Raw genomic sequence first — 23,878 nt, forward strand, 5'->3', positions numbered from 1 at the left:
ACTCACCTGCTATTGCAGGATCACTCCCACTCAATCGTCGCCGGCGGCTTGCTCGACACGTCATACGTAACGCGCGAGATGCCTTCGATTTCATTGATGATACGGCCGCTGACCGTTTCCAGCAGTTCGTATGGCAGGTGTGCCCAACGGGCGGTCATGAAGTCGATGGTTTCCACGGCACGCAGGGCCACGACCCACGCGTAACGGCGGCCATCGCCTACAACACCCACCGATTTCACCGGCTGGAACACCACGAACGCCTGGCTGACTTTGTGATACCAGTCGGCCTTGCGCAGTTCTTCGATGAAGATGTGGTCGGCGCGACGCAGCAGGTCGGCGTATTCCTTCTTCACTTCACCCAGGATGCGCACGCCCAGGCCCGGGCCCGGGAATGGGTGGCGGTAGACCATGTCGTACGGCAGGCCCAGCTCCAGGCCCAGACGGCGGACTTCGTCCTTGAACAGTTCGCGCAACGGTTCTACCAGCTTGAGGTTCATTTCCTCAGGCAGGCCACCCACGTTGTGGTGGGACTTGATCACGTGGGCCTTGCCGCTCTTGGCGCCGGCCGACTCGATCACGTCGGGGTAGATGGTGCCCTGGGCGAGGTACTTGATGTTGTCCAGTTTGTTGGACTCGGCATCAAACACGTCGATGAAGGTGCGACCGATGATCTTGCGCTTCTTCTCAGGGTCGGACTCGCCGGCCAGGTTGTTCAGGAACTGCTCTTCGGCGTTGGCGCGGATCACCTTGACGCCCATGTTCTCGGCGAACATGGCCATCACTTGCTCGCCTTCATGCAAGCGCAGCAGCCCGTTGTCGACGAACACGCAAGTCAGTTGGTCGCCGATGGCCTTGTGCAGCAGTGCTGCAACCACGGAGGAGTCTACGCCGCCGGACAGGCCGAGCAGCACGTTGTCGGTGCCGACCTGGGCGCGAACCTGGGCGATGGCGTCTTCAGCGATCTTCGACGGCGTCCACAGGGCTTCACAGCCGCAGATGTCGAGGATGAAGCGCGACAGGATGCGACCGCCCTGCTTGGTGTGGGTCACTTCCGGGTGGAACTGCACGCCGTAGTAACGACGCTCGTCGTTGAACATGCCGGCGATCGGGCAGCTCGGGGTGCTGGCCAGGATGTGGAAGTCTTCCGGCATCTTGGTGACCTTGTCACCGTGGCTCATCCACACATCGAGGCCGAACAGGCCGTCGGCGTCGATGTGATCTTCGATGCCGTCCAGCAGGCGGCTCTTGCCGACCACGTCCACACGGGCATAACCGAATTCACGCAGCTCGGAACCTTCAACCTTGCCGCCCAGTTGCTCGGCCATGGTCTGCATGCCGTAGCAGATACCGAACACCGGCACGCCCAGGTCAAATACCGCTTGCGGGCAGCGCGGGCTGTTGGCTTCGTGCACGGACTCGGGGCCGCCGGCGAGGATGACACCCTTGGGGGCGAATTCGCGGATCGCTGCGTCGTCCATGTCGAACGGATGCAGTTCGCAGTACACGCCGATTTCACGCACGCGGCGGGCAATCAGCTGAGTGTACTGGGAACCGAAGTCGAGGATCAGGATGCGGTGGGCGTGAATGTCGAGGGCCATGAAGTCAGTCTCGTCTAATGAATCAGAAACAACTCGGGGCTGAAGAACAGCCCCGGTTACTTAACGTTTTGCTGGAAGCCTCAACCTACGCGGTAGTTTGGCGCTTCCTTGGTGATCTGCACGTCGTGGACATGGGATTCAGCCATGCCGGCGCCGGTGATCCTTACGAACTCTGGCTTGGTGCGCATTTCTTCGATGTTGGCGCTACCGGTGTAGCCCATCGAGGAACGCAGGCCGCCCATCAGTTGATGGATGATGGCGCTCAGCGGGCCTTTGTACGGTACACGGCCTTCGATCCCTTCCGGCACGAGCTTCTCGGCGCCTGCCGAGGAGTCCTGGAAGTAACGGTCGGAAGAGCCTTGTGCCTGGGACATGGCGCCCAGCGAACCCATGCCACGGTAAGCCTTGTACGAACGGCCCTGGAACAGTTCGACTTCACCCGGGGCCTCTTCGGTACCGGCGAACATCGAGCCCATCATCACGCAGGAGGCACCGGCAACGATGGCCTTGGACAGGTCACCGGAGAAGCGGATGCCGCCGTCGGCGATCAACGGCACGCCAGTGCCTTCAAGAGCGGCGGCGACGTTGGCGATGGCGCTGATTTGCGGCACGCCGACACCGGCGACGATACGGGTGGTGCAGATCGAGCCAGGGCCGATACCGACCTTGACGGCGTCGGCGCCCGCTTCGGCCAGGGCCTTGGCGGCTGCACCGGTAGCGATGTTGCCACCGATCACCTGCACTTCCGGGAAATTCTCTTTGACCCAGCGGACGCGGTCGATCACACCTTTGGAGTGACCGTGGGCAGTGTCGACCACCACCACGTCAACACCGGCGGCGACCAGAGCCGAAACGCGGTCGCCGGTATCTTTACCGGTACCGACGGCGGCGCCCACGCGCAGACGACCTTGGTCATCCTTGCTGGCCAGCGGGTAAGCCTTGGCTTTTTCGATGTCGTTGACGGTCATCATGCCTTTGAGGGCGAACTTGTCGTCGACGATCAGCACGCGCTCGATGCGGTGCTTGTGCAGCAGTTCGCGCACATCGTTCTTGTCGGCGCCTTCCTTGACGGTGACCAGACGCTCTTTAGGCGTCATCACTTCGCGCACGGTGACTTCAAGACGGTTCTCGAAACGCACGTCACGGGAAGTGACGATGCCGACCAGGTCGCCATCGTGCAGCACCGGAACACCGGAGATGTTGTGCGTGCGAGTGAGGTCGAACAAGTCACGCACGGTAGCGTCGGCTTCGATGGTGATGGGATCTTTCACCACACCGGCTTCGTAACGCTTGACCTTGCGCACTTCGGCAGCTTGCTGCTCGATGGTCATGTTCTTGTGGATGATGCCAATGCCGCCTTCCTGAGCCATGGCGATGGCCAGACGGGCTTCAGTGACGGTGTCCATGGCAGCGGAAATCAGAGGAATATTCAGCTCGATGCCACGGGTTAGGCGGGTCTTGAGACTGACTTCGTTAGGAAGCACCTCGGAATAACCAGGCACTAGGAGAATGTCGTCGAATGTCAGAGCTTCTTGGCTGATACGCAGCATCGCGGGGGCTCCCGAGCGGGAAAATGGAAGCGCGCCATTATATACACGCACCCTGCCGGGCTCAATGTAAAACTCTGACAAACTTGGTAATACTGATAGATGGAGAAAACCTGCAGCTTTTCAGGTGGGTTACAGCTCGACTTTGACCCAACTGATCTTCTGGTCCAGCCAGTCGGCAAATTCGTCGATAAAGCTTTGCTTGAACCCGGCCTCCGCCCAATTGTTGAAAATGAATCCCAGGTTGGAAAACCCGCATTCCTGCAGGAACAGAAAACCGTTGATGTCATCCTCATGCCCACACAGCGGGCAAGTGAAGTTGTCAGTGTGGCCAGGCATCCAGTCTTCCAGGCTTTCGAACAATGCCTCGCCGACCTCCTTAAGGCATTCCGGGCAGCCGGCTTCTTCGAGAAAACCTTTGGCTGGCGTATAGATGCAACGCTTGTAGATGATCTCCAGGCCGTTGACCGGCTCGTTGAACGGCAGCGCCTCGGGGTGCAGCACCACGGCGCGGGCGCCATCGGCCAGCGCGTAAGCCATGCGGTTGCCGGTACGCCCGCAGGTGCTCAGCTCTTCCTTGATGATGTTCTTACGCACCAGCCAGCGCACGATCGCCCGGGCGCGGGGTTCGTGGACGGGCAAGGTGGAGATTTTCGGGACAAGGATGCTTTGGGAGTTCATGGGAGTCCTGCGGTATGGCCACTGGCCTCATCGGGGGCTTGCCCCCGATGAGGCTCTAAAGGCAGGCAGCTTAATCCCTGCCTCACACAGGTCAAGTACTCAAATACCGCCCGATCAAGGCAATACCGCTGGCCAGCACCAGCCAAGTCACCAACCGCACAAAAGCCTCGCGGGACATGCGCATCGTCAGCCTGCGCCCACACCACAGCCCGAGGGCCATCGCCGGCAACAAGCACAGCGCCAACATCAGCAACGGCCCGTCGGCGTACACCCCGGCGATCAGGAACAGGCTCAGGCGCACCACCGTGCTGCAACTGATCAACGCGCTTTGTGTGGCGCGCGCCGCGTCCTTGGGCAAACGACTGTTCAAGTAGATCGCGTATAAAAAGCCGCCACTGCCGAACAGCGCGCCAAACAGACCGCCGACAGTGCCCATGGGCACCGACCAACCCGCCGCCAACTGAGTGGGCCGGACCTTCACGGCCAGGCTGTAGATCGCATAGGCGCTGATGAACAGCCCCATCAACAGCAGCAACAGATCCGAATGCAGATTGAGCAGAAACACCACCCCGAGTGTGCAGCCCACGGCCATGCACGGCAGCAAGCGCAACAGCTCAGGCGGGTTAACATCACGCCGTGACTGCAGCAGATTGCCAAACGCCGCGACGAAATCCAGCAGCACCAGCAGCGGGATGATCTTCGACAGCGGCATAAACACAATCAGGATCGGCCCCGCCACCAGCGCCGTACCGAAACCGGCAATACCGAACACGATATAGGCCACGACCACGCCCAGGCCGATCACCGCCCAATCGATCCCAACAAACGACCACTGGCTCATCAACTCGACCGGGCTCATGGGTTATTCCTTTAAAGAGAAGGTCATCACTTTAGCCATCGCTGAGAGATGCGACTAATATCTTCAAAGCCCTTCACCTATCTCTAAAAGGCATGACGTGTGATCTCCACCCGCCAACTGCGCTACTTCGTCGAAATCGCCGACAGCGGCAGCTTCAGCGCCGCTGCCGAACGCCTGTTTGTAGCGCAATCGGCCCTGAGCCGACAGATCAAGGAGCTGGAAACCCAGCTGCAAACGCCACTGTTCGAACGCACTGCACGCCAACCTCGACTCACCGCCGCCGGCGAAGCGTTCTATCCACGGGCGCGCAACCTGCTGAATGAGCTACTCAAAGCCAGCGAAATGGCGACGCAAGTGGGTCACGGTCAACTTGGCACGTTGCGCCTGAGCCACTCAAGTACCGTGCCGATGAGCGGCCCATTGTTACAGGGCATCAGCACCTGGCTGGAGCGCTGCCCCGGCGTGTCGGTGGATATCGCCAAACTTTCCTCCGAAGCGCAGTTGGAGGAAATCGCCAACGGCCGCCTGGATGTTGGCCTGTTACGCCTGCCGGTGCTGCGCCAACGTGAAGGCGTGCAGGTGGAGCCTTTATATAGTGAGCAACTGCTGCTGGCGGTGCCGCCGAACCATCCACTCGCCCGCACAGACGGGCCGATCGATTGGGCGCAGCTCAAGGATGAAGCGTTTATCTCGATCCCTCATCCCCAGCGTGGCGGTCTGAGTTACCTGTCGGCGGAACTGTGCATGCGTGCTGGTTTTTTCCCCAGGGCGGCGCGGGTGATGTCGCGCAAGACCACCCAACTGCAACTGATCCAGGCCGGTTTCGGCATTGCCTTGTTACCAAAATCCATGCAGGACATTGCGCCACCCAACCTGCACTTTTTGCCCCTCGCCGAACCGGATTGCCTGAGCACCGTAGCCCTGGCCCGAGCACAGGCGCCCAGCGCGCTGGTGGAGCAATTCTGCCAAACCCTGCACGAATGCCTATAAACTGCCGCCATGATTAAAGATCCCTTTGCCCGTCTGGGCCTGGACCGCGAAGTCCTGACTGTCAGCCAGCTCAACGGCCGCGCGCGGGTGTTGCTGGAAGACGTGTTCACCAATATCTGGGTGGAAGGCGAGATCTCCAACCTCGCCCGCCCAGCCTCCGGCCACGTGTACTTCACCCTCAAGGACAGTGGCGCCCAAGTGCGTTGCGCACTGTTTCGCAACAATGCCGCACGGGTGCGCCAGGCGTTGAAGGATGGCTTGGCGGTCAAGGTGCGTGGCAAGGTCTCACTGTTCGAGGGCCGCGGTGACTATCAGTTGATCCTCGACACGGTGGAGCCGGCCGGTGATGGTGCGCTGCGCCTGGCTTTCGATGCCCTGAAGGAAAAACTCAGCGCCGAGGGCCTGTTCAGTGCCGAACGCAAAGTACCGCTGCCGGCGCACCCTCGGCGTATTGGCATTATCAGCTCACCAACCGGTGCGGTGATCCGCGACATCATCAGCGTGTTCCGCCGCCGTGCACCACAGGTGCAATTGACGTTGATCCCCACTGCCGTACAAGGCCGCGAAGCGATCCCGCAGATCGTGCGGGCGCTGAAACTGGCCGACGCCCGCGGCTTTGATGCGTTGATCCTGGCCCGTGGCGGCGGCTCACTGGAAGACCTCTGGTGCTTCAACGAAGAAGCGGTGGCCCGGGCGGTGGATGCCTGCGTCACACCGATCGTCAGTGCCGTCGGCCATGAAACCGATTTATCGATCAGCGACTTTGTCGCGGACGTTCGCGCCCCAACGCCCTCGGCCGCTGCTGAATTGCTGGCCCCGGATGCCAGCCACCTGGTGCGCCAGGTCGAAAGCCTGCACCGAAGGCTGGTGATGCTGATGCGCAACCGCCTCACCCACGACCGCCTGCGCCTGGAAGGCATGGCCCGCCGCCTGCGCCACCCCGGCGAACGCCTGCGCCAGCAAGCCCAGCGCCTGGATGACCTGGACATGCGCCTGCGTCGTGCGTTCGAACGCAGCCTCAATACCCGCCGCGAACGTCTGATCCGCCTGGAAACCCGCCTCGCCGGCCAACACCCGGGGCGCCAACTGGCCTTGTTGCGCCAGCGCCTGGACAGCCTCGCCGAACGCCTGCCCCGCGCCATGCGCGAAGGCCTCAAGGCCCGCCGCCTGCAACTGCAAAGCCAGGTGCAGACGCTGCAGGTGGTCAGCCCGCTGGCGACCCTGGGCCGGGGTTACAGCATTCTGCTGGACGAACGCGGCCAGGCCATCCGCAACGCCGCACAGACCCACACCGGCCAGCGGCTGACCGCGCGTCTTGGTGAAGGCCAATTGCAGGTGCGGGTGGAAGACAACCACCTGACACCCGTCACCCTTTCGTTATTGGATTGATCGATGCCACGTTTACTCAGCCTGTTAATGCTGCTGTGCCTTGCCTTTAATGCCCACGCCGACAGCTACATCACCCGCACCCTGAACAAACCGGTGCCCGGCGGCGTTGCGGTGGTCGATCTCGGCCCTTCGGCGACGGCGCCCAAAGCCACTTACCAAGGCAAACCGGTGCTGGTGGTCAAGGAGCAGGACAACTGGCTGGCGATTGTGGGTATCCCGCTGACCGTCAAGCCGGGCAACGAGCGCATCCTCAGCGGCGGGCGCAACCTGCCATTTATCGTCGGTTACAAGAAATACCCGGAACAACGCATCACCTTGAAAAACAAAAGCCAGGTCAACCCCGACCCGGCCCAGCTCAAGCGCATCGAGGGCGAACTGGCGGTGCAGATCAAGGCCTACCGCACCTTCAGCCCCAACCTGCCGAGCAACCTCGTACTGGATAAACCGGTGAATGGGCCGCTGTCGAGCAAGTTCGGCGTGCGCCGCTTCTTCAATGGCGAGGAACGCAACCCGCATTCCGGCCTGGACTTCGCCGTCGGTGCCGGCACCCCGATCAAAACCCCGGCAGCGGGCAAAGTGATCCTGACCGGCAACTACTTCTTCAACGGCAACACTGTGTTCGTTGACCATGGCCAGGGCTTTATCAGCATGTTCTGCCATATGTCGAAGATCGACGTGAAAACCGGCGATCAGCTGGCACGCGGCGCCGTGGTCGGCAAGGTCGGCTCGACAGGCCGCGCGACCGGGCCGCATATGCATTGGAACGTCAGTCTCAATGATGCGCGAGTGGACCCGGCGATCTTTATCGGCGCCTTCCAACCTTGATCGGCTCGATTGCGCGCTCGCCAAAGGGCGCGCAATAAATACCAGCGCGCAGATAATTACCCACTATAAAATCTCGTTTTCTGCAGCAATAGCAGAACTTCTCTCAATTTTTCTCGACTGCTTGCCATCTTTCACCTCGGCGGTTAGGGTTGAGCTTATGAAAACCTCTCACACCCTCATTCAGCTCCGCCAGCACCGCAGCCTGTGCCTCGTCAGCGCACGACTGCCAGGCTGAATCGATCTGTCTCGTCCCCGGTTTTATCCCTAATAAACGCTTTCCGGCAGGCCGCCTCTTCTCGGCCCTACAACAAGGATTTTTCTGATGAGCATGCTCAAAGACCCGTCTTCCAAGTACCGTGCGTTCCCGACTATCGATATCCCGGACCGCACCTGGCCTTCGAAAACCATCACCAGCGCGCCGATCTGGTGCAGTTCCGACCTGCGTGATGGCAACCAGTCGCTGATCGAGCCAATGGACGCGGTTAAAAAGCTGCGTTTCTGGAAGACCCTGGTGGCGGTCGGCGTGAAGGAAATCGAGGCTTCGTTCCCGGCGGCCTCGCAAACCGACTTCGACTTTGTACGCACCCTGATCGAAGACAACCACATCCCCGAGGACACCACCATCCAGGTGCTGACCCAGGGTCGTGAAGACCTGATTGCGCGGACCTTCGAATCCCTGCGCGGTGCCAAGAAGGCCATCGTGCACCTGTATAACGCCACGTCGCCGTCGTTCCGTCGCATCGTGTTCAATCAGGATAAGGAAGGCATCAAGGCCATCGCGGTCAACGCCGCCAAGCTGTTCGTCAAATACGCCGCCCAGCAGCCTGAAACCCATTGGACCTTCGAATACTCGCCGGAGACCTTCAGCGCCACCGAGCTGGAGTTCGCCAAGGAAGTGTGTGATGCCGTGATCGAGGTGTGGAACCCGACACCTGAGCACAAGATGATCCTCAACCTGCCGGCCACCGTTGAATGCGCGACGCCGAACATCTATGCCGACCAGATCGAGTGGTTCGGTCGCCATATCAACCGTCGTGACAGCGTGATCATCAGCCTGCACACCCACAACGACCGTGGCACGGGCGTTGCCGCCACCGAGCTGGGCCTGATGGCCGGCGCCGACCGTGTCGAAGGCTGCCTGTTCGGCAACGGCGAGCGTACCGGTAACGTCGACCTGGTCACCGTGGCACTGAACATGTACACCCAGGGCCTCGACCCGCAGTTGGACTTCTCCGACATCGACGGCGTGCGCAAAGTGGTCGAGGAGTGCAACCAGATCCAGGTGCATCCACGTCACCCCTACGTCGGCGACCTGGTGCACACCGCCTTCTCCGGCTCCCACCAGGACGCAATCCGCAAGGGTTTCGCCCAGCAGAAGGACGATGCGCTGTGGGAAGTGCCGTACTTGCCGATCGACCCGGCCGACATCGGCCGCAGCTACGAGGCCGTGATTCGGGTGAACAGCCAGTCGGGCAAAGGCGGTATCGCCTACCTGCTGGAGCAGGAATACGACATCAGCTTGCCGCGCCGCATGCAGATCGAATTCAGCCAGGTTGTGCAGGCCGAAACCGACCGCATCGGCCTGGAGATGACCGCACAGCAGATCTACGCCTTGCTGCAACGTGAGTACCTGCAAGCCAACACCCCGTACGCGCTGGTCAGCCACCGCCTGCAGGAAGAGAACGGCAACAGTTCGGTAGAAGTCGAAGTCTCGGGCAAGGGCCAGGGTGAAACCAACCTGCGCTGGCACGGCAAGGGCTACGGTACCCTGGAAGCCCTGGTCGCCGCCCTGCCGATCAAGGTGGAGATCATGGACTACAACGAACACGCCATCGGTGCAGGTACCAATGCCAAGGCGGCGGCCTACATTGAACTGCGTGTGAACGGCGAGCGCCCGGTGCACGGCGTGGGCATTGACGAAAACATCACTACGGCGAGCTTCAAGGCGGTGTTCAGTGCGCTGAACCGTTCGTTGAGCCAGCTGGAAGCGAAAGCGGCGTAAGCTTCATCGCTGCAATGCAAAAGGCCCCTGGGTGAGAATCCAGGGGCCTTTTTTGTTTGAGATATCAGGGCGTTCGGTCTGGCCTCATCGGGAGCAAGCCCCCTCCCACACTTGGAATGCATTCCAAATGGTGGGAGGGGGCTTGCTCCCGATGGCGACATTACCCACAGCAAGAACCGATCAGACAAACTGAAAGCTATCGGCATCCAGGTTCGCTGGGAACCGAGTGCGATAATCCGCCAGCTCCGCCGCGACCAGGCACACCTGGAACACCCCATCCGCCTCGCCGGCACTCAGCAAGGTCTCGCCCTGGAAATCCAGCACCTGGCTGTCACCGGTATAGGCAAAGCCTTTGCCATCGGTGCCCACCCGGTTCACTGCAGCCACGTAACACAGGTTTTCGATGGCTCGCGCCGGCAGCAGGCGGTTCCAATGCAGACGGCGGGCACCCGGCCAGTTGGCGGTGTACAGCAGCAGATCGGTGTCCTGGGCGTCGCGGCTCCACACCGGGAAGCGCAGGTCGTAGCAAATCAGCGGGCGAATACGCCAGCCTTTCAATTCAAACTGTACCTGGCGCTCGCCCGGCGTGTAATGGTCATGCTCGCCCGCCATACGGAACAGGTGGCGTTTATCGTAATGCAGCACCTCGCCATCCGGGCGCGCCCACAGCAGGCGGTTGCGGTGGCTGCCGTCCGCCGCCTGGATGATGACGCTGCCGGTGATTACCGCGTTGTGCTTCGCTGCCTGGGCCTGGAGCCATTGATGGGTAGGCCCCTGTTCCGGCTCGGCGAGCGTGGCCGACTCCATCGAAAAACCGGTGGTGAACATTTCCGGTAACACGATCAGGTCAGCCCCTGTCACCTGCTCCAGCAACAGCTCGAAGTGTTCAAGGTTGGCCTGGCGGTCATGCCAGGCCAAGTGGGTCTGGACCAGGGCAATATTCAGATTCGGCAATGTACTCAGATCACGCATAGTTTTTCGGCCGCTTGTCGCAGCGTCTCCTCGCGTTTGGCAAAGCACAGGCGCACCAGGCGCTGGCCTTGGGGTGGCTGCTGATAGAACACCGAGACCGGGATGGTCGCCACACCGTGTTCGCGGGTCATCCACAGTGACATGGCGACGTCATCCAGGTCCGGGCGAATCTGCGAGTAATCCACCAGTTGAAAGTAAGTACCGCTCACCCGGGTAAAGCTCAAGCGCGACGGGGTCAGCAGGTCGCAGAACAGATCACGCTTGGCTTGATAGAACGCCGGCAGTTCGTCGACGTGCTCCGGATGTTCGGCCATGAAGTCGGCCAAAGCATACTGCAGCGGGGTCACTCCGCAGAAGTTGACATATTGATGCACCTTGCGCAGTTCGGTCGTCAGGGCCGGTGGCGCGACGACGTAGCCGGTTTTCCAGCCGGTGACGTGGTAGGTCTTGCCAAAAGAACTGACCACGAACGCACGCGAGTACAGCTCTGCATGGGCCAATACGCTGACGTGGGGCACGCCATCGAATACCAGGTGTTCGTAAACCTCATCACTGACCAGATAAATATCACGGTCGCGGATCAGTTCGGCCAACTGGTCCAGCTCGGCACGGCTGATCAGTGCGCCAGTAGGGTTGTGCGGGGTGTTGAGGATAATCATGCGCGTGCGCGGCGAAAGTGCAGCCTTGATCTGTTCAAAATCCAGGGCAAAACCTTGCAGGCTCAACTGCACATGGATGCACCGACCGCCGGCGAGTTCGACGGAGGGCTCGTAGCTGTCATAGCAAGGGTCGAACACGATGACTTCATCACCCTGGCGAATCACCGCCTGGATCGCGCAGAAAATCGCCTCAGTGGCGCCGGGTGTGATGGTCACCTCAGTGTCAGCATTGACCGTGGCGCCATAACTGCGGGCGATCTTGGCGGCCACCTGCTGACGCAGCACCGGCAGGCCGGTCATTGGCGCATATTGGTTGTGGCCCAGGGCGATGTGCTTGCCCACCGCGTCGAGCAAACCCTGGGGGCCGTTGAAGTCCGGAAACCCTTGGGACAGGTTGAGCGCGCCGGTTTCGGCAGCGAGTTGCGACATGGTGGTGAAAATGGTCGTGCCGACATTCGGCAGCTTGCTGGTGATCATCGAAAGGCCCCTGCAGGTAAGCCTCAAGTTTTAAGCTGCTGGTTGCATCGGGTCAAGGCACAAACCACCGCGCACAAAAAAGGGCTCATCAAGAGCCCTTTTTGCAAGATCGAAATCAGCGCTTATCGCGGCGCTTCTTGTCGGCCTTCTTATGGTGGCTCATCAAACGACGCTTCTTGTTCACCTGACGGTCAGTCAAGGTGTTCTTGTTGCCTTCGTATGGGTTCTCGCCACCTTTGAACTCGATACGGATCGGCGTACCGACCAGCTTCAAGACACGACGGTAGGTGTTTTCCAGGTAACGCACATAGGACTTCGGCACCTTCTCGATCTGGTTGCCGTGGATCACGATAATCGGCGGGTTGGCACCGCCCAAGTGGGCGTAACGCAGTTTGATCCGGCGGTTGTTGACCATCGGCGGCGCGTGCTCGCCAACGGCGTCTTCCAGGATCTGGGTCAGGCGACTTGTGGGCCAGCGGGTAACCGCAGACCTGAACGAGTTCTGTACGGACGCGTAGAGGTTACCCACGCCGGTGCCGTGCAATGCCGAAATAAAGTGGATATCGGCGAACTCGACGAAGAACAGGCGACGCTGCAGCTCGGTCTTGACGAAATCGCGCTCGCTCGGCGTCATGCCGTCCCACTTGTTGATCGCGATGACCAGTGCGCGACCGGCCTCCAGGGCAAAGCCCAGCAGGTTGAGGTCGTGGTCTACCACGCCTTCGCGGGCGTCCATCACAAAGATCACCACGTTGGCGTCCTTGATGGCCTGCAGGGTTTTCACCACGGAGAACTTTTCAACTTCCTCGTGGATCTTGCCGCGCTTGCGCACACCGGCGGTGTCGATCAGCGTGTACTTTTCCTCGTTACGTTCGAACGGGATGTAGATGCTGTCGCGGGTGGTGCCGGGTTGGTCGTACACGATAACCCGGTCTTCACCGAGCATGCGGTTGACCAGTGTCGACTTGCCGACGTTCGGACGGCCGATGATGGCGATCTTGATACCGTCTTTCTCGCTCGGGCCTGGAATGCGCTTGGCTTCCTCACCTTCGGCGACGATCTCTTCCTCACCCTCTTCTTCCTCGACATCATCCTTGGGGAAACTGCTCAGGGCAATTTCCAGCATCTGGCTGATGCCGCGACCGTGGGCACCGGCGATCGGGATCGCATCACCCAGGCCCATCGGGCTGAATTCGGCTCGGGCCAACTCAGGATCGATGTTGTCGATCTTGTTGGCGACCACATAGGAACGCTTGTTGCGCTTGCGCAGGTGCTCGCCAATCATCTGGTCGGCAGCGGTATAGCCCGCACGGGCATCCACCAGGAACAACACGACATCGGCTTCTTCGATGGCCAGCAGCGACTGCTCGGCCATTTTTTCGTCCATGCCATGCTCGTCACCGGAAATACCACCGGTGTCGACAATAATGTAGGAGCGCCCTTGCCACTTTGCCTCACCGTATTGGCGATCACGGGTCAGACCGGACAAGTCGCCGACGATGGCGTCGCGAGTCCTGGTCAGGCGGTTGAACAAGGTGGACTTGCCGACGTTAGGTCGGCCCACCAGGGCGATTACGGGAACCATGCGGCTCTCCACTTCGTTATTTCAGAAAATACAAAAGCCGCTGCAAGGCAGCGGCTGGTGCTCGACTGTAGGGGCGAGCTTGCTAGCTCCTACAGGTGAAGCTGCTTGAGGGGCTAGCCCCAAGCATAGTTCTTACTTGATGGTCAGGGCTTCCAGCTTGCCACTGTTGCCGTACACATAAAGCATGTTACCCACGACCAGCGGACGAACACGCAGGCCGTCGCTGTCGATACGCTCGCGACCGACAAAACGACCATCCACCTGGCTCAGCAGATGCAGGTAACCTTCGAAGTCACCTACCGCCACGTAGCTGGAGAACACTTCCGGCGCCGACAGTTGACGGCGAGCCAGCGAGTCATTGCTCCAAAGTGCAGTAGTGGAACGCTCGTCGACACTTTCAACGGTGCCGGACGCCAGGCTTACGTAGACGCTGCCAAAACCTTGGGCGACACCGGCGTAGCTGGAAGCATCACGCTGCCAGTTGATCCGGCCGCTTTGCAGGTCCAGCGCAGCAACGCGCCCCTGATAAGTGGCCACGTAGATCGTCTCGCCCGACAGCAGCAAGCCGCCGTCGATGTCGACCACGCGATCCAGCTCGGAGCGACCTTGCGGGATGGCAACACGGGTTTCCCAGGCCGGCACGCCGTTCTGGGTATCCAGGGCGACCACTTTACCGGTGGACAGGCCCGCAACGGCCAGGTTATTGGTCACAATCGGACCACTGGTACCGCGCAAGGTCAACACCGCCGGGGTGCTGTCATACAACCAGCGCTGGTTGCCGGTGGCGGCATCCAGGCCGATCAGACGGTCATCCTGGGTCTGCACCACGACGATATCGCCGTTGGTGGCAGGCGCGGCGAGGACTTCACTGGTCACGCGAGCGCGCCATTTCTCTTCACCGTTGCTCGAGTCCAGGGCGACCACTTCGCCTTTGAGCGTACCGATCAACACCATGCCGTAGCCGACGCCCACACCACCGGAAACCGGCAGGTCGAGGTCTTTCTTCCATTTGACGTCGCCGTTCATGCGGTCCATGGACATAACGACGCCAGTGGAGTCAGTGGCCACAATGTTGTCGCCGTCGATTGCCGGCTGCAACAGGTTGTAGAGATCACCCTGGCCGTCACCGACGGAGCGGCTCCACTGCTTTTGCAGGACCACTTCTTCCTTGAAGCTGGTCAGCTCGGCCGGAGGCAGTTCTTTTTTGCTGTTGCTGCTGCAACCCGCGGCCAGAACGGCCAGAGCCAGCAATGCTGCATGTTTCCAACGGATCACGTCACGCATCCCCTTTGGCCAAGTCGTCCAGCTTGATTTGTAAGCCACCGACCGCCGCTTCATCAGACAGCGCCGCCTTGGCTTTTTGGTACGCAGCATGGGCTTCGTCGGTACGACCCAATTGGACCAACAGGTCGCCCTTGAGCTCTTCACGAGTGGCCACAAATGCCTTGTCAGCATCGCCGTCGAGCAGTTTGAGTGCTTCGTCAGCCTTGTTCTGTGCCGCCAATACCTGTGCCAGGCGCTGACGTGCGATCTCACCCAGGGTCGGGTTGGTCGGCTTGTCGGCGATAGCCTTCAGCTCAACGGCTGCATCATCCAGCTTGCCGGTGTCGACCGCGACTTTCGCGACGAACAGGCTACCGTACTGGGCGTAGGTGCTACCGCCAAATTCGCTTTTCAGCTTGCCGGCCAGGTCGGCAACCTGCGCCGGGTCAGGCTTGCCATTCGGGGTCAGCGTGGTTTCCAGCAATTGCTGATAGAGGATCGAGGCGCCTTGGGACTGGTTGGCCTGATACTTGTGCCAGGCTTGCCAGCCGAACACCACCACTAACGCCAGCAGACCGCCAGTAACCAGGGGCTTGCCGTTACGCTGCCACCAGTCCTTGAACTCGGCCAGTTGCTCATCATCAGTACTCGACACCCCAATACTCCTTAATCGCTAAATTCGGCTGTTCGACAGCTCAACCCTGCACGACGCAGGTGGCCAAGTGCGCGGCGAGCGCATCAAAGGCAATGTTTTGTTGTTCGCCCTGGCCACGCAGGGGTTTGAAACCTATCACTTGCTGGGCCAGCTCGTCATCGCCGAGGATCAGCGCATACAGTGCACCGCTCTTGTCAGCCTTCTTGAACTGGCTCTTGAAGCTGCCGGCACCGGCATTGATCTGCAGGCGCAGGTTCGGCAGTTGGTCGCGTACTTTTTCGCTCAAGGCCAGGGCCGCCAGTTCGGCGGCCTCGCCAAAGGCGCACAGGTACACGTCCACCTGACGGGAAATCTCTTCAGGGATCTGCTCCAGGGTTTCCAGCAGCAGGATCAGCCGCTCGATACCCATGGCGAAACCCACGCCCGTAGTCGGCTTGCCGCCCATCTGCTCAACCAGGCCGTCGTAGCGACCACCGGCACACACGGTGCCTTGGGCGCCAAGCTTGTCGGTGACCCACTCAAACACGGTCTTGCTGTAGTAATCGAGGCCGCGAACCAGTTTCGGGTTGATCACGTAGGGAATACCGGCGGCATCCAGGCGAGCCTTGAGGCCCTCGAAGTGCGCACGGGACTCGTCGTCCAGGTAGTCGGCCATTTTCGGCGCGTCGACCAGTACGGCCTGGGTGTCGGCGTTCTTGGTATCCAGTACGCGCAACGGGTTGGTTTTCAGGCGGCGCTGGCTGTCTTCATCCAACTTGTCCAGGTGAGCGGACAGGTACTCGACCAGGGCTTCGCGATAGCGGCCGCGGGATTCGCTGGTGCCCAGGCTGTTGAGTTCGAGCTTGACCGCATCGCGGATGCCCAACTGGCCCCACAGGCGCCAGGTCAGCACGATCAGCTCGGCGTCGATGTCCGGGCCGTCCAGGTTGAAGACTTCGCACCCGATCTGGTGGAACTGGCGATAACGCCCTTTCTGTGGACGCTCGTGGCGGAACATCGGGCCGATGTACCAGAGCTTCTGGGTCTGGCCACCACCGGTGATGCCATGTTCGAGCACGGCGCGCACGCACGCGGCGGTACCTTCCGGACGCAGGGTCAGGGAGTCGCCATTGCGGTCTTCAAAGGTGTACATCTCTTTTTCAACGATGTCGGTTACTTCACCGATGGAGCGCTTGAACAGCTCGGTAAACTCGACGATCGGCATGCGGATCTGCTTGTAACCGTAGTTATCCAACAGACGCGCGACCGTGCTCTCGAAGTAACGCCACAGTGGCGTCTGCTCCGGCAGGATGTCGTTCATGCCACGGATGGCTTGCAGAGACTTGCTCACATCTAATCCTTAAATTCGTTCTTAGCCGCGCGCGATCAGCGCTGCGTCAGCCGCGACCTTCTCGGCCGCTTTCTCGCGGATCAGCCTTTCAAGCTCATCCACCAGATTGTCATTCGTCAACTTCTGCGCCGGCTTGCCGTCGATGTAGATCAGGTTCGGTGTGCCACCGGTCAAACCGATGTGCGCCTCTTTGGCTTCACCGGGGCCGTTGACCACACAACCGATCACCGCAACATCCAGCGGCACCAGCAGGTCTTCGAGGCGCCCTTCAAGATCGTTCATGGTTTTCACCACGTCGAAGTTCTGCCGCGAGCAGCTCGGGCAGGCAATGAAGTTGATGCCACGGGAACGCAAATGCAGGGATTTGAGAATGTCGTAACCGACCTTCACTTCCTCTACCGGGTCTGCCGCCAGGGAGATGCGGATAGTATCGCCAATCCCTTCGGCGAGCAGCATACCGAGACCCACCGCAGATTTCACTGTGCCTGAACGCAAACCGCCCGCTTCAGTGATACCCAGGTGCAGCGGCTGCACGATTTCCTTGGCCAGCAAGCGGTAGGCTTCGACCGCCATGAATACGTCGGAAGCCTTTACGCTGACCTTGAAGTCCTGGAAATTCAGGCGCTCGAGGTGTTCAACGTGGCGCAACGCCGATTCAACCAGCGCCGCCGGGGTAGGCTCGCCGTATTTCTTTTGCAGGTCTTTTTCCAGCGAACCGGCGTTGACGCCGATACGGATCGGAATGCCACGGTCACGGGCCGCATCCACCACGGCACGCACCCGGTCTTCGCGACCGATGTTGCCCGGGTTGATGCGCAGGCAGTCCACGCCCAGCTCGGCGACACGCAAGGCGATCCTGTAGTCGAAGTGAATGTCGGCGACCAAGGGCACCTTGACCAACTGCTTGATGCGGCCGAACGCTTCGGCAGCGTCCATATCCGGCACGGAAACCCGCACGATGTCGACGCCGGCGGCTTCCAGACGGTTGATCTGGGCAACGGTGGCAGCCACATCGTTGGTGTCGCTGTTGGTCATGCTTTGTACCGCGATGGGGGCATCACCACCCACCGGCACCGAGCCGACCCAGATCTTGCGCGATACGCGACGTTTGATTGGAGATTCGCCGTGCATGACTATTGTCCCAACTTGAGGCGAGCAGTCTCGCCACTGGTGAACGGCGCCACGTCCACAGGCTGGCCGTTGTAGGCCACTTGCGCGCCACGGGCATAGCCCAGACGCAGCGTCAAAGGAGGCTTGCCGCCTTGGTCGAGCGTATCTCCCTTACGCTTCAGACCGCTAAACAGCACTTTGCCATTGCCATCGGTGACTTGCGTCCAGCAGTCAGCGATGAAGGTAATCTGGACGTGGCCATCGCCGGCGATCAGCGCAGGCGTGGTCGGCGCGGAAATCGCCGGAGCAGATGGAGTAACCGGCACGGAGGCGGCTGGGGCCGGCACCGGTGCGACCGGCACATGAGCCTGGGCAGCTGGAGCGGCAGGCGCAGCAGGTACGGCTGGCGTCGGTACGGCCGCCGTCGCAGCAGGCGGGGTTTGCTCTTGCTGGGCCGGCTGATCGGCGACAGCCGGCGCTTGAGGCGCAGCCTGGGCTTCGGTAACGGCCTGGTCTTCCGGCTCATCCAACGGATGAATCTGGGTGGTGCCGTCAGCACTTTCGACTTCGACGTGCTCCAGGGCGTTACTGGTCAAATCCTTGTTGCGCTGGGAGGTCTGGTCCTGCCACCAGACGAAACCACCGCCGATCACGGCGACCAGCAGCAACAGGCTGACAATACGCAAAATAGTGTGGGATACACGCACGGGCTCTTCGATACGCCCCAGGCCATGGACATTGCTGCCCTGGGAGTCGGTACCGGTGAACTGGTCGAATTCCTGGACCAGCACGGCCTGGTCGATGCCCAGCAACTTGGCGTAGGCACGGATATAGCCGCGGGCGAAGGTATGCCCCGGCAACTTGTCGAACGCGCCGGCCTCCAGGTTGGCCAGGGACGTGCTGGTCAAATTGAGCTTGAGGGCCACTTCTGCCAGCGACCAGCCATTGCTTTCGCGGGCCTGACGCAAGGTCTCGCCTGGGTTTACGCGATTAGCTGCTACAACTTCCGGGGGCGCCGCTTTCATCATTACTCCGACAGGTATTGCTGATATTCCGGCGTACCGGGATAGAGTCGTTCGAGTTGCTGGCCAAAACGTGCGGCGGTATCAGGTTCGTCATGAACCGTCGCCAAGCGCACACCGAGCAATAGACTACGTGCATTTTGCCCGCTGAGCAGGCTAAAGCGCTCGTAATAGTCACGTGCCGGCACATAATGCCTGTCTTCGTAAGACAACTCAGCCATTTCGAGCAAGGCCCGTGGCTGGCGACTATTCAAATGCAGGGCTTTTTCCAGTTGCTGGCGGGCATTGTCGCGCTGGCCGAGACGCACCGAAGTGACACCCAGGTTCTCGAATACCCGCGACCGCTCCGGGTAAAGGGTATCGGCGGATGCCTGCTGGAAATAACGGGCGGCCTGGTCATAGCGCTTCTGCTCGAACAGGAAGCTGCCGTAATTGTTCAGCAACCGTGGGTCAGCAGGTCGGGAGGCCAGGGCCTTGAGAAAATACTGTTCGGCCAATTCAGGCTCGGCCTGGGCCTGGAACACCAGGGCCAGGGCGGCATTCGCGTCGGCATCGCCACCGTCCAGTTCAAGGGCCTTTTTCAAGGGCACCTTGGCCTGCTCGCTCATGCCTTGGCGCAGGTAACCCAAGCCCAATTGCACATAGGCAACTCGCGCCTCATCACGGCCTTTACCGGTCTGCAACGGGCGCTCATGGCCCGATGAAACACAACCGGCCACCAGGCCGGCAACAAGCAAGAGCAGCGCAAGGCGCAAGGGCATAGAGATCCTCTCTCAGATTCGATTCACAGCAATTTGCGGCAAATCGTCGGCGGCGTTCAATTCACGCACCGCGATGTAGCGCTCGCTGCGGCGGGTGCGGTCCATCACCTGCCCTACCAATTGGCCACAGGCGGCGTCGATGTCCTCGCCACGCGTGGTGCGTACGGTGACGTTGTAACCGGCCTGGTGCAGTTGATCCTGGAAACGACGGATGGCGTTATTGCTCGGCCGTTCGTAGCCAGAATGAGGAAACGGGTTAAACGGAATCAGGTTGATCTTGCACGGAATGTTCTTGAGCAACTCGATCATCTCGACCGCGTGTTCAACCTTGTCGTTGATGTCTTTGAGCAAGGTGTACTCGATGGTCAGCACGCGCTTTTCGCCCAGGGACGACATGTAGCGCTGGCAAGATTCGAGCAGCATCTTAAGCGGATACTTCTTGTTGATCGGCACCAATTGGTTACGCAATGCGTCATTGGGTGCGTGCAGCGACAACGCCAGGGAGACGTCGATGTGCTTGGACAGCTCATCGATCATCGGTACCACGCCGGAGGTCGACAGGGTCACACGGCGCTTGGAGATGCCGTAGCCCAGGTCGTCCATCATCAGGTGCATGGCCGAAACAACGTTGTCGAAGTTCAGCAGCGGCTCACCCATGCCCATCATCACCACGTTGGTGATGGCACGGTCGACGGTCGCCGGGACGCTGCCAAAGGATTTGTTGGCAATCCACACCTGGCCGATGACTTCGGCGGCGGTGAGGTTGCTATTGAAGCCTTGCTTGCCGGTGGAGCAGAAACTGCAGTCCAGGGCACAGCCTGCCTGGGACGAAACGCACAAGGTGCCGCGCTTGCCCTGGGGAATGTATACGGTCTCGACGCAGCTGCCGGACGCCACGCGCACCACCCACTTGCGGGTGCCGTCGCTGGAGATGTCCTCGCTGACCACTTCAGGACCACGGACTTCGGCAATGGCCTTGAGCTTGTCGCGCAGGGCCTTGCTGACGTTCGTCATGGCATCGAAATCGTCGACGCCAAAGTGGTGAATCCACTTCATTACCTGACCGGCACGGAAACGCTTCTCCCCGATTGAGTCGAAGAATTTTTCCATTTCCTGTTGAGTCAGCCCCAGCAGGTTGGTTTTAACAGTCGATGTAGTCATGGATTCACCCTCACTCTTTAAGCCGATGCTTAGCGAGCGGTTACTTCAGTAGCAGCGAAAAAGTAAGCGATTTCGCGAGCAGCAGCGGCTTCGGAGTCCGAACCGTGAACAGCGTTGGCGTCGATGGACTCGGCGAAGTCAGCACGGATGGTGCCGGCAGCGGCTTCTTTAGGGTTGGTAGCGCCCATCAGCTCACGGTTCAGAGCGATAGCGTTTTCACCTTCCAGAACCTGAACAACAACAGGACCGGAGATCATGAAGGCAACCAGGTCGCCGAAGAAACCACGAGCACTGTGCTCAGCGTAGAAGCCTTCAGCTTCAGCCTTGGACAGTTGCTTGAGTTTCGAAGCTACAACCTTCAGGCCGGCTTTTTCGAAACGAGTGGTGATCTCGCCGATGACGTTTTTTGCAACAGCGTCAGGCTTGATGATGGAGAAAGTACGTTGAACAGCCATGGTGTAACTCCAGAAACGGTAATTTACGAAAAATTAAACCCGCGAATTATACGCGGGTTATTGGGTATTGCCTAACTGCGTGAGGAAGGCGTCAGTCCTGTTCTTCTTTCCAGGCGGTCTGGATAGCTTCCAGGACCTTTTCGCCGCCACGGTCCCGCTCATCCTCAAACCCCGGCAAAGCCATGACCATGTCACGCAAAGCGACAAAGTTCAGCGAATAAGGGTCCAGATCCGGATAACCATCAGCCAGCAGAATGGCGATTTCTTGTACATCAACCCATTTCAGGCTCATGACATTTCCTTGAATCAATGCGGCGCTTCGGCCGCATGGTTGAGCGAATACTTCGGAATTTCGACAGTGATGTCTTCAGTCCCGACCTTTGCCTGACAGCTTAGGCGCGATTGCGCCTCAAGGCCCCACGCACGATCAAGAAAGTCTTCTTCCAGCTCATCGGCTTCTTCAAGGGAGTTGAAACCCTCGCGGATGATGCAGTGGCAGGTGGTGCAGGCGCAGACACCGCCACAGGCACTCTCGATCTCGATGTGGTTGTCATGGGCAACTTCGAGGATGGACTTGCCGGTCTCAGCCTCCACGACCATACCGTCCGGGCAATGCTCGGCGTGTGGCAGAAAAATGACCTGCGGCATTAATTATTCCTCGATTTCATTCAGGTTGCGCCCGGCCAGTGCGGCTTTCACCGTCTGATCCATGCGGCGGGCGGCAAAAGCATCGGTCACTTGCGACAGGCGCTTGGTCTGTTGCTCGATGGCGTACCCATCGGAGCCTTTCATCAGTTCGGCCAATTCCTGCATCTGCAGGTCGATGACCATGCGCTCTTCGGCATCCAGCAGGCGTTCGCCATCCGCATCGAGGGCGCCCTGCACCGCTTCGAGCAGACGTTGGGCATCCACCTGCTGCTCACGCAAGACACGGGCGACCTTGTCATCACCGGCATATTGGAACGAATCCTTGAGCATCTTGGCGATTTCGCCGTCAGTCAGGCCGTAGGACGGCTTGACCTGGATACTGGCTTCAACCCCAGACCCCAGCTCACGCGCGGCCACATTCAGCAAGCCGTCGGCGTCGACCTGGAAGGTCACGCGAATCTTCGCCGCACCCGCCACCATCGCCGGGATGCCGCGCAATTCAAAGCGCGCCAGGGAGCGGCAGTCGCTGATCAGCTCGCGCTCGCCTTGCAGCACATGAATCATCATGGCCGTCTGGCCATCTTTGTAAGTGGTGAAGTCTTGAGCGCGGGCGACCGGGATGGTGGTGTTGCGTGGAATCACCTTCTCCATCAGGCCACCCATGGTTTCCAGCCCCAGGGACAGCGGAATCACGTCAAGCAACAGCAGTTCGCCGCCGTCACGCTTGTTACCCGCCAACGTGTCGGCCTGGATCGCTGCGCCGATAGCGACGACCTGGTCCGGGTCGATTTCAGTCAACGGCTGACGACCAAAAGCTTCGGCCACCGCCTCGCGGACACGCGGCACGCGCGTGGAACCGCCGACCATCACCACAGCACCGACGTCTTCAAGCTCGACACCGGAGTCACGCACCGCGCGACGGCAGGCTTTCAAGCTACGGGCCACCATCGGCTCGATCAACGCATCGAAGGCTTCGCGAGTCAGCTCGGCCGACCAGTCGCCGTAGGACACTTGCACAGAGGCCGCATCCGTCAGCGCTTCCTTGGCCGCGCAGGCAGCTTGCAGCAGGTTGCGCTGCGCGCCCGGGTCCAGATCGACGGACAAACCGGCACTGGTGATGATCCAGCCAGCGATAGCGTGATCGAAGTCATCGCCGCCCAGGGCGCTGTCGCCACCGGTGGCCAGCACTTCGAAGACACCGCCGGTCAGGCGCAGGATCGAGATATCAAAGGTGCCGCCGCCCAGGTCATAGATCGCAACCAGGCCCTCGGCGTGCTGGTCCAGGCCATAGGCCACAGCCGCAGCGGTCGGTTCGTTGAGCAGGCGCAGCACGTTCAGGCCGGCGAGCTTGGCCGCATCCTTGGTGGCCTGGCGCTGGGCATCATCGAAATAAGCGGGAACCGTGATCACCGCACCGACCAGTTCGCCGCCCAAGGTGTGTTCCGCACGCTGGCGCAGCACCTTGAGGATATCGGCCGACACTTCCACAGGACTTTTCGGGCCCTGCACGGTGTCGATGAACGGCATGTGCGACTCGCCGCCGACAAAGCGGTAAGGCAGCTGGTCGCCCAATTGCTTGACGTCGGACAGACCACGACCCATCAAGCGCTTGACCGACAGTACGGTATTCAAAGGATCGGTAGACGCTGCCAACTTGGCCGACTCACCGACTTCGGTGCGATCGACGTGGTAGCGCACGGCGGACGGCAGGATAACCTGGCCGTCAGCGTCGGGCAGCGGCTCGGACAGGCCGCTGCGCAAGGCAGCGACCAGGGAATTGGTAGTGCCCAGGTCAATCCCGACCGCCAGGCGACGCTGGTGCGGTTGAGGGCTTTGGCCGGGTTCGGCGATCTGCAGTAGAGCCATGGTAATCAGGTCTTATCTGTCTA

At 60.4% G+C, this 23,878-nt stretch carries 22 protein-coding genes; 4 read left to right on the forward strand and 18 right to left on the reverse strand.

The window, feature by feature from the left end:
• Window positions 1-20: 20 nt before the first annotated feature.
• The 4 genes from guaA to C9383_RS21295 form a co-directional block, all read right to left on the reverse strand.
• Window positions 21-1,598, reverse strand: a complete 1,578-nt coding sequence (gene guaA / locus C9383_RS21280) for a glutamine-hydrolyzing GMP synthase (RefSeq protein ID WP_060754301.1) — start codon at window positions 1,596-1,598, stop codon at window positions 21-23.
• 80 nt (window positions 1,599-1,678) lie between these two features.
• The gene (gene guaB, locus C9383_RS21285; protein ID WP_060754302.1) at window positions 1,679-3,148 is read right to left on the reverse strand and encodes an IMP dehydrogenase; all 1,470 of its coding nucleotides are present in this window, start codon (window positions 3,146-3,148) and stop codon (window positions 1,679-1,681) included.
• Between the two features lie 129 nt (window positions 3,149-3,277).
• The gene (locus C9383_RS21290) at window positions 3,278-3,826 is read right to left on the reverse strand and encodes a hypothetical protein (RefSeq protein WP_060754303.1); all 549 of its coding nucleotides are present in this window, start codon (window positions 3,824-3,826) and stop codon (window positions 3,278-3,280) included.
• A 91-nt stretch (window positions 3,827-3,917) separates the two neighbouring features.
• Window positions 3,918-4,685: a sulfite exporter TauE/SafE family protein gene (locus C9383_RS21295; protein WP_090368737.1), complete on the reverse strand. Its 768-nt coding sequence runs from the start codon at window positions 4,683-4,685 to the stop codon at window positions 3,918-3,920.
• A 99-nt stretch (window positions 4,686-4,784) separates the two neighbouring features.
• Between C9383_RS21295 and C9383_RS21300 the strand changes: the two genes are divergently transcribed.
• From C9383_RS21300 to leuA, 4 genes are all read left to right on the forward strand, one after another.
• Window positions 4,785-5,675, forward strand: coding sequence for a LysR family transcriptional regulator (locus C9383_RS21300; protein ID WP_090368735.1), 891 nt, complete (start codon window positions 4,785-4,787; stop codon window positions 5,673-5,675).
• A gap of 9 nt (window positions 5,676-5,684) precedes the next feature.
• On the forward strand, window positions 5,685-7,064 hold the full coding sequence (gene xseA / locus C9383_RS21305; protein ID WP_090368733.1) for an exodeoxyribonuclease VII large subunit: 1,380 nt from the start codon (window positions 5,685-5,687) through the stop codon (window positions 7,062-7,064).
• A 3-nt stretch (window positions 7,065-7,067) separates the two neighbouring features.
• Window positions 7,068-7,889, forward strand: a complete 822-nt coding sequence (locus C9383_RS21310; protein ID WP_090368730.1) for a peptidoglycan DD-metalloendopeptidase family protein — start codon at window positions 7,068-7,070, stop codon at window positions 7,887-7,889.
• A 322-nt stretch (window positions 7,890-8,211) separates the two neighbouring features.
• On the forward strand, window positions 8,212-9,891 hold the full coding sequence (gene leuA / locus C9383_RS21320) for a 2-isopropylmalate synthase (protein WP_090368728.1): 1,680 nt from the start codon (window positions 8,212-8,214) through the stop codon (window positions 9,889-9,891).
• Window positions 9,892-10,071: 180 nt separating this feature from the next.
• On the opposite strand, the gene C9383_RS21325 is transcribed toward leuA, so the two are convergent.
• From C9383_RS21325 to hscA, 14 genes are all read right to left on the reverse strand, one after another.
• Window positions 10,072-10,863, reverse strand: coding sequence for an amidohydrolase (locus C9383_RS21325; RefSeq protein ID WP_090372311.1), 792 nt, complete (start codon window positions 10,861-10,863; stop codon window positions 10,072-10,074).
• On the reverse strand, window positions 10,851-11,999 hold the full coding sequence (locus C9383_RS21330) for a pyridoxal phosphate-dependent aminotransferase (protein WP_090368725.1): 1,149 nt from the start codon (window positions 11,997-11,999) through the stop codon (window positions 10,851-10,853). The genes C9383_RS21325 and C9383_RS21330 overlap by 13 nt, the downstream gene beginning before the upstream one ends.
• A 115-nt stretch (window positions 12,000-12,114) precedes the next feature.
• Entirely contained in the window at window positions 12,115-13,584 is a 1,470-nt protein-coding gene (der, locus tag C9383_RS21335; protein ID WP_090368723.1) for a ribosome biogenesis GTPase Der, read from the reverse strand.
• A gap of 132 nt (window positions 13,585-13,716) precedes the next feature.
• Entirely contained in the window at window positions 13,717-14,868 is a 1,152-nt protein-coding gene (gene bamB / locus C9383_RS21340; RefSeq protein WP_090368721.1) for an outer membrane protein assembly factor BamB, read from the reverse strand.
• Entirely contained in the window at window positions 14,861-15,502 is a 642-nt protein-coding gene (locus C9383_RS21345; protein ID WP_060754313.1) for a YfgM family protein, read from the reverse strand. Before C9383_RS21345 ends, bamB begins: the two co-directional genes overlap by 8 nt.
• Before the next feature lie 40 nt (window positions 15,503-15,542).
• Window positions 15,543-16,832 carry a histidine--tRNA ligase gene (hisS, locus tag C9383_RS21350; RefSeq protein WP_090368718.1) on the reverse strand — a complete coding sequence of 430 codons (1,290 nt, stop codon included), beginning with the start codon at window positions 16,830-16,832 and terminating at the stop codon, window positions 15,543-15,545.
• Between the two features lie 21 nt (window positions 16,833-16,853).
• Entirely contained in the window at window positions 16,854-17,963 is a 1,110-nt protein-coding gene (gene ispG, locus C9383_RS21355; RefSeq protein WP_060754315.1) for a flavodoxin-dependent (E)-4-hydroxy-3-methylbut-2-enyl-diphosphate synthase, read from the reverse strand.
• Between the two features lie 2 nt (window positions 17,964-17,965).
• Window positions 17,966-18,967 (reverse strand): RodZ domain-containing protein, encoded by a 1,002-nt coding sequence (locus C9383_RS21360; protein ID WP_090368716.1) that lies wholly within the window; start codon window positions 18,965-18,967, stop codon window positions 17,966-17,968.
• Between the two features lie 2 nt (window positions 18,968-18,969).
• Window positions 18,970-19,725: a type IV pilus biogenesis/stability protein PilW gene (gene pilW, locus C9383_RS21365; protein ID WP_090368714.1), complete on the reverse strand. Its 756-nt coding sequence runs from the start codon at window positions 19,723-19,725 to the stop codon at window positions 18,970-18,972.
• Between the two features lie 12 nt (window positions 19,726-19,737).
• A complete protein-coding gene (gene rlmN, locus C9383_RS21370; protein ID WP_060754318.1) occupies window positions 19,738-20,886 on the reverse strand; it encodes a dual-specificity RNA methyltransferase RlmN in 1,149 nt (382 codons plus the stop codon).
• 29 nt (window positions 20,887-20,915) lie between these two features.
• Complete coding sequence (gene ndk, locus C9383_RS21375) at window positions 20,916-21,341, reverse strand: nucleoside-diphosphate kinase (RefSeq protein ID WP_060754319.1); 426 nt, start codon at window positions 21,339-21,341, stop codon at window positions 20,916-20,918.
• 91 nt (window positions 21,342-21,432) lie between these two features.
• Window positions 21,433-21,633, reverse strand: coding sequence for a Fe-S cluster assembly protein IscX (gene iscX / locus C9383_RS21380; RefSeq protein WP_060754320.1), 201 nt, complete (start codon window positions 21,631-21,633; stop codon window positions 21,433-21,435).
• 14 nt (window positions 21,634-21,647) lie between these two features.
• Entirely contained in the window at window positions 21,648-21,989 is a 342-nt protein-coding gene (gene fdx, locus C9383_RS21385; RefSeq protein WP_032890689.1) for an ISC system 2Fe-2S type ferredoxin, read from the reverse strand.
• A 3-nt stretch (window positions 21,990-21,992) separates the two neighbouring features.
• Window positions 21,993-23,855, reverse strand: a complete 1,863-nt coding sequence (hscA, locus tag C9383_RS21390) for a Fe-S protein assembly chaperone HscA (RefSeq protein ID WP_090368712.1) — start codon at window positions 23,853-23,855, stop codon at window positions 21,993-21,995.
• Between the last annotated feature and the right edge of the window lie 23 nt (window positions 23,856-23,878).

Source organism: Pseudomonas palleroniana, assembly GCF_003031675.1.
Taxonomy (GTDB): domain Bacteria; phylum Pseudomonadota; class Gammaproteobacteria; order Pseudomonadales; family Pseudomonadaceae; genus Aquipseudomonas; species Aquipseudomonas palleroniana.

Coding starts and splice junctions, on each gene's coding strand:
- guaA (WP_060754301.1), bottom strand. CDS start 1,598: ATGGCCCTCGACATTCACGCCCACCGCATCCTGATCCTCGACTTCGGT.
- guaB (WP_060754302.1), bottom strand. CDS start 3,148: ATGCTGCGTATCAGCCAAGAAGCTCTGACATTCGACGACATTCTCCTA.
- C9383_RS21290 (WP_060754303.1), bottom strand. CDS start 3,826: ATGAACTCCCAAAGCATCCTTGTCCCGAAAATCTCCACCTTGCCCGTC.
- C9383_RS21295 (WP_090368737.1), bottom strand. CDS start 4,685: ATGAGCCCGGTCGAGTTGATGAGCCAGTGGTCGTTTGTTGGGATCGAT.
- xseA (WP_090368733.1), top strand. CDS start 5,685: ATGATTAAAGATCCCTTTGCCCGTCTGGGCCTGGACCGCGAAGTCCTG.
- C9383_RS21310 (WP_090368730.1), top strand. CDS start 7,068: ATGCCACGTTTACTCAGCCTGTTAATGCTGCTGTGCCTTGCCTTTAAT.
- leuA (WP_090368728.1), top strand. CDS start 8,212: ATGAGCATGCTCAAAGACCCGTCTTCCAAGTACCGTGCGTTCCCGACT.
- C9383_RS21325 (WP_090372311.1), bottom strand. CDS start 10,863: ATGCGTGATCTGAGTACATTGCCGAATCTGAATATTGCCCTGGTCCAG.
- C9383_RS21330 (WP_090368725.1), bottom strand. CDS start 11,999: ATGATCACCAGCAAGCTGCCGAATGTCGGCACGACCATTTTCACCACC.
- der (WP_090368723.1), bottom strand. CDS start 13,584: ATGGTTCCCGTAATCGCCCTGGTGGGCCGACCTAACGTCGGCAAGTCC.
- bamB (WP_090368721.1), bottom strand. CDS start 14,868: ATGCGTGACGTGATCCGTTGGAAACATGCAGCATTGCTGGCTCTGGCC.
- ispG (WP_060754315.1), bottom strand. CDS start 17,963: ATGCACGGCGAATCTCCAATCAAACGTCGCGTATCGCGCAAGATCTGG.
- C9383_RS21360 (WP_090368716.1), bottom strand. CDS start 18,967: ATGAAAGCGGCGCCCCCGGAAGTTGTAGCAGCTAATCGCGTAAACCCA.
- pilW (WP_090368714.1), bottom strand. CDS start 19,725: ATGCCCTTGCGCCTTGCGCTGCTCTTGCTTGTTGCCGGCCTGGTGGCC.
- rlmN (WP_060754318.1), bottom strand. CDS start 20,886: ATGACTACATCGACTGTTAAAACCAACCTGCTGGGGCTGACTCAACAG.
- ndk (WP_060754319.1), bottom strand. CDS start 21,341: ATGGCTGTTCAACGTACTTTCTCCATCATCAAGCCTGACGCTGTTGCA.
- iscX (WP_060754320.1), bottom strand. CDS start 21,633: ATGAGCCTGAAATGGGTTGATGTACAAGAAATCGCCATTCTGCTGGCT.
- fdx (WP_032890689.1), bottom strand. CDS start 21,989: ATGCCGCAGGTCATTTTTCTGCCACACGCCGAGCATTGCCCGGACGGT.
- hscA (WP_090368712.1), bottom strand. CDS start 23,855: ATGGCTCTACTGCAGATCGCCGAACCCGGCCAAAGCCCTCAACCGCAC.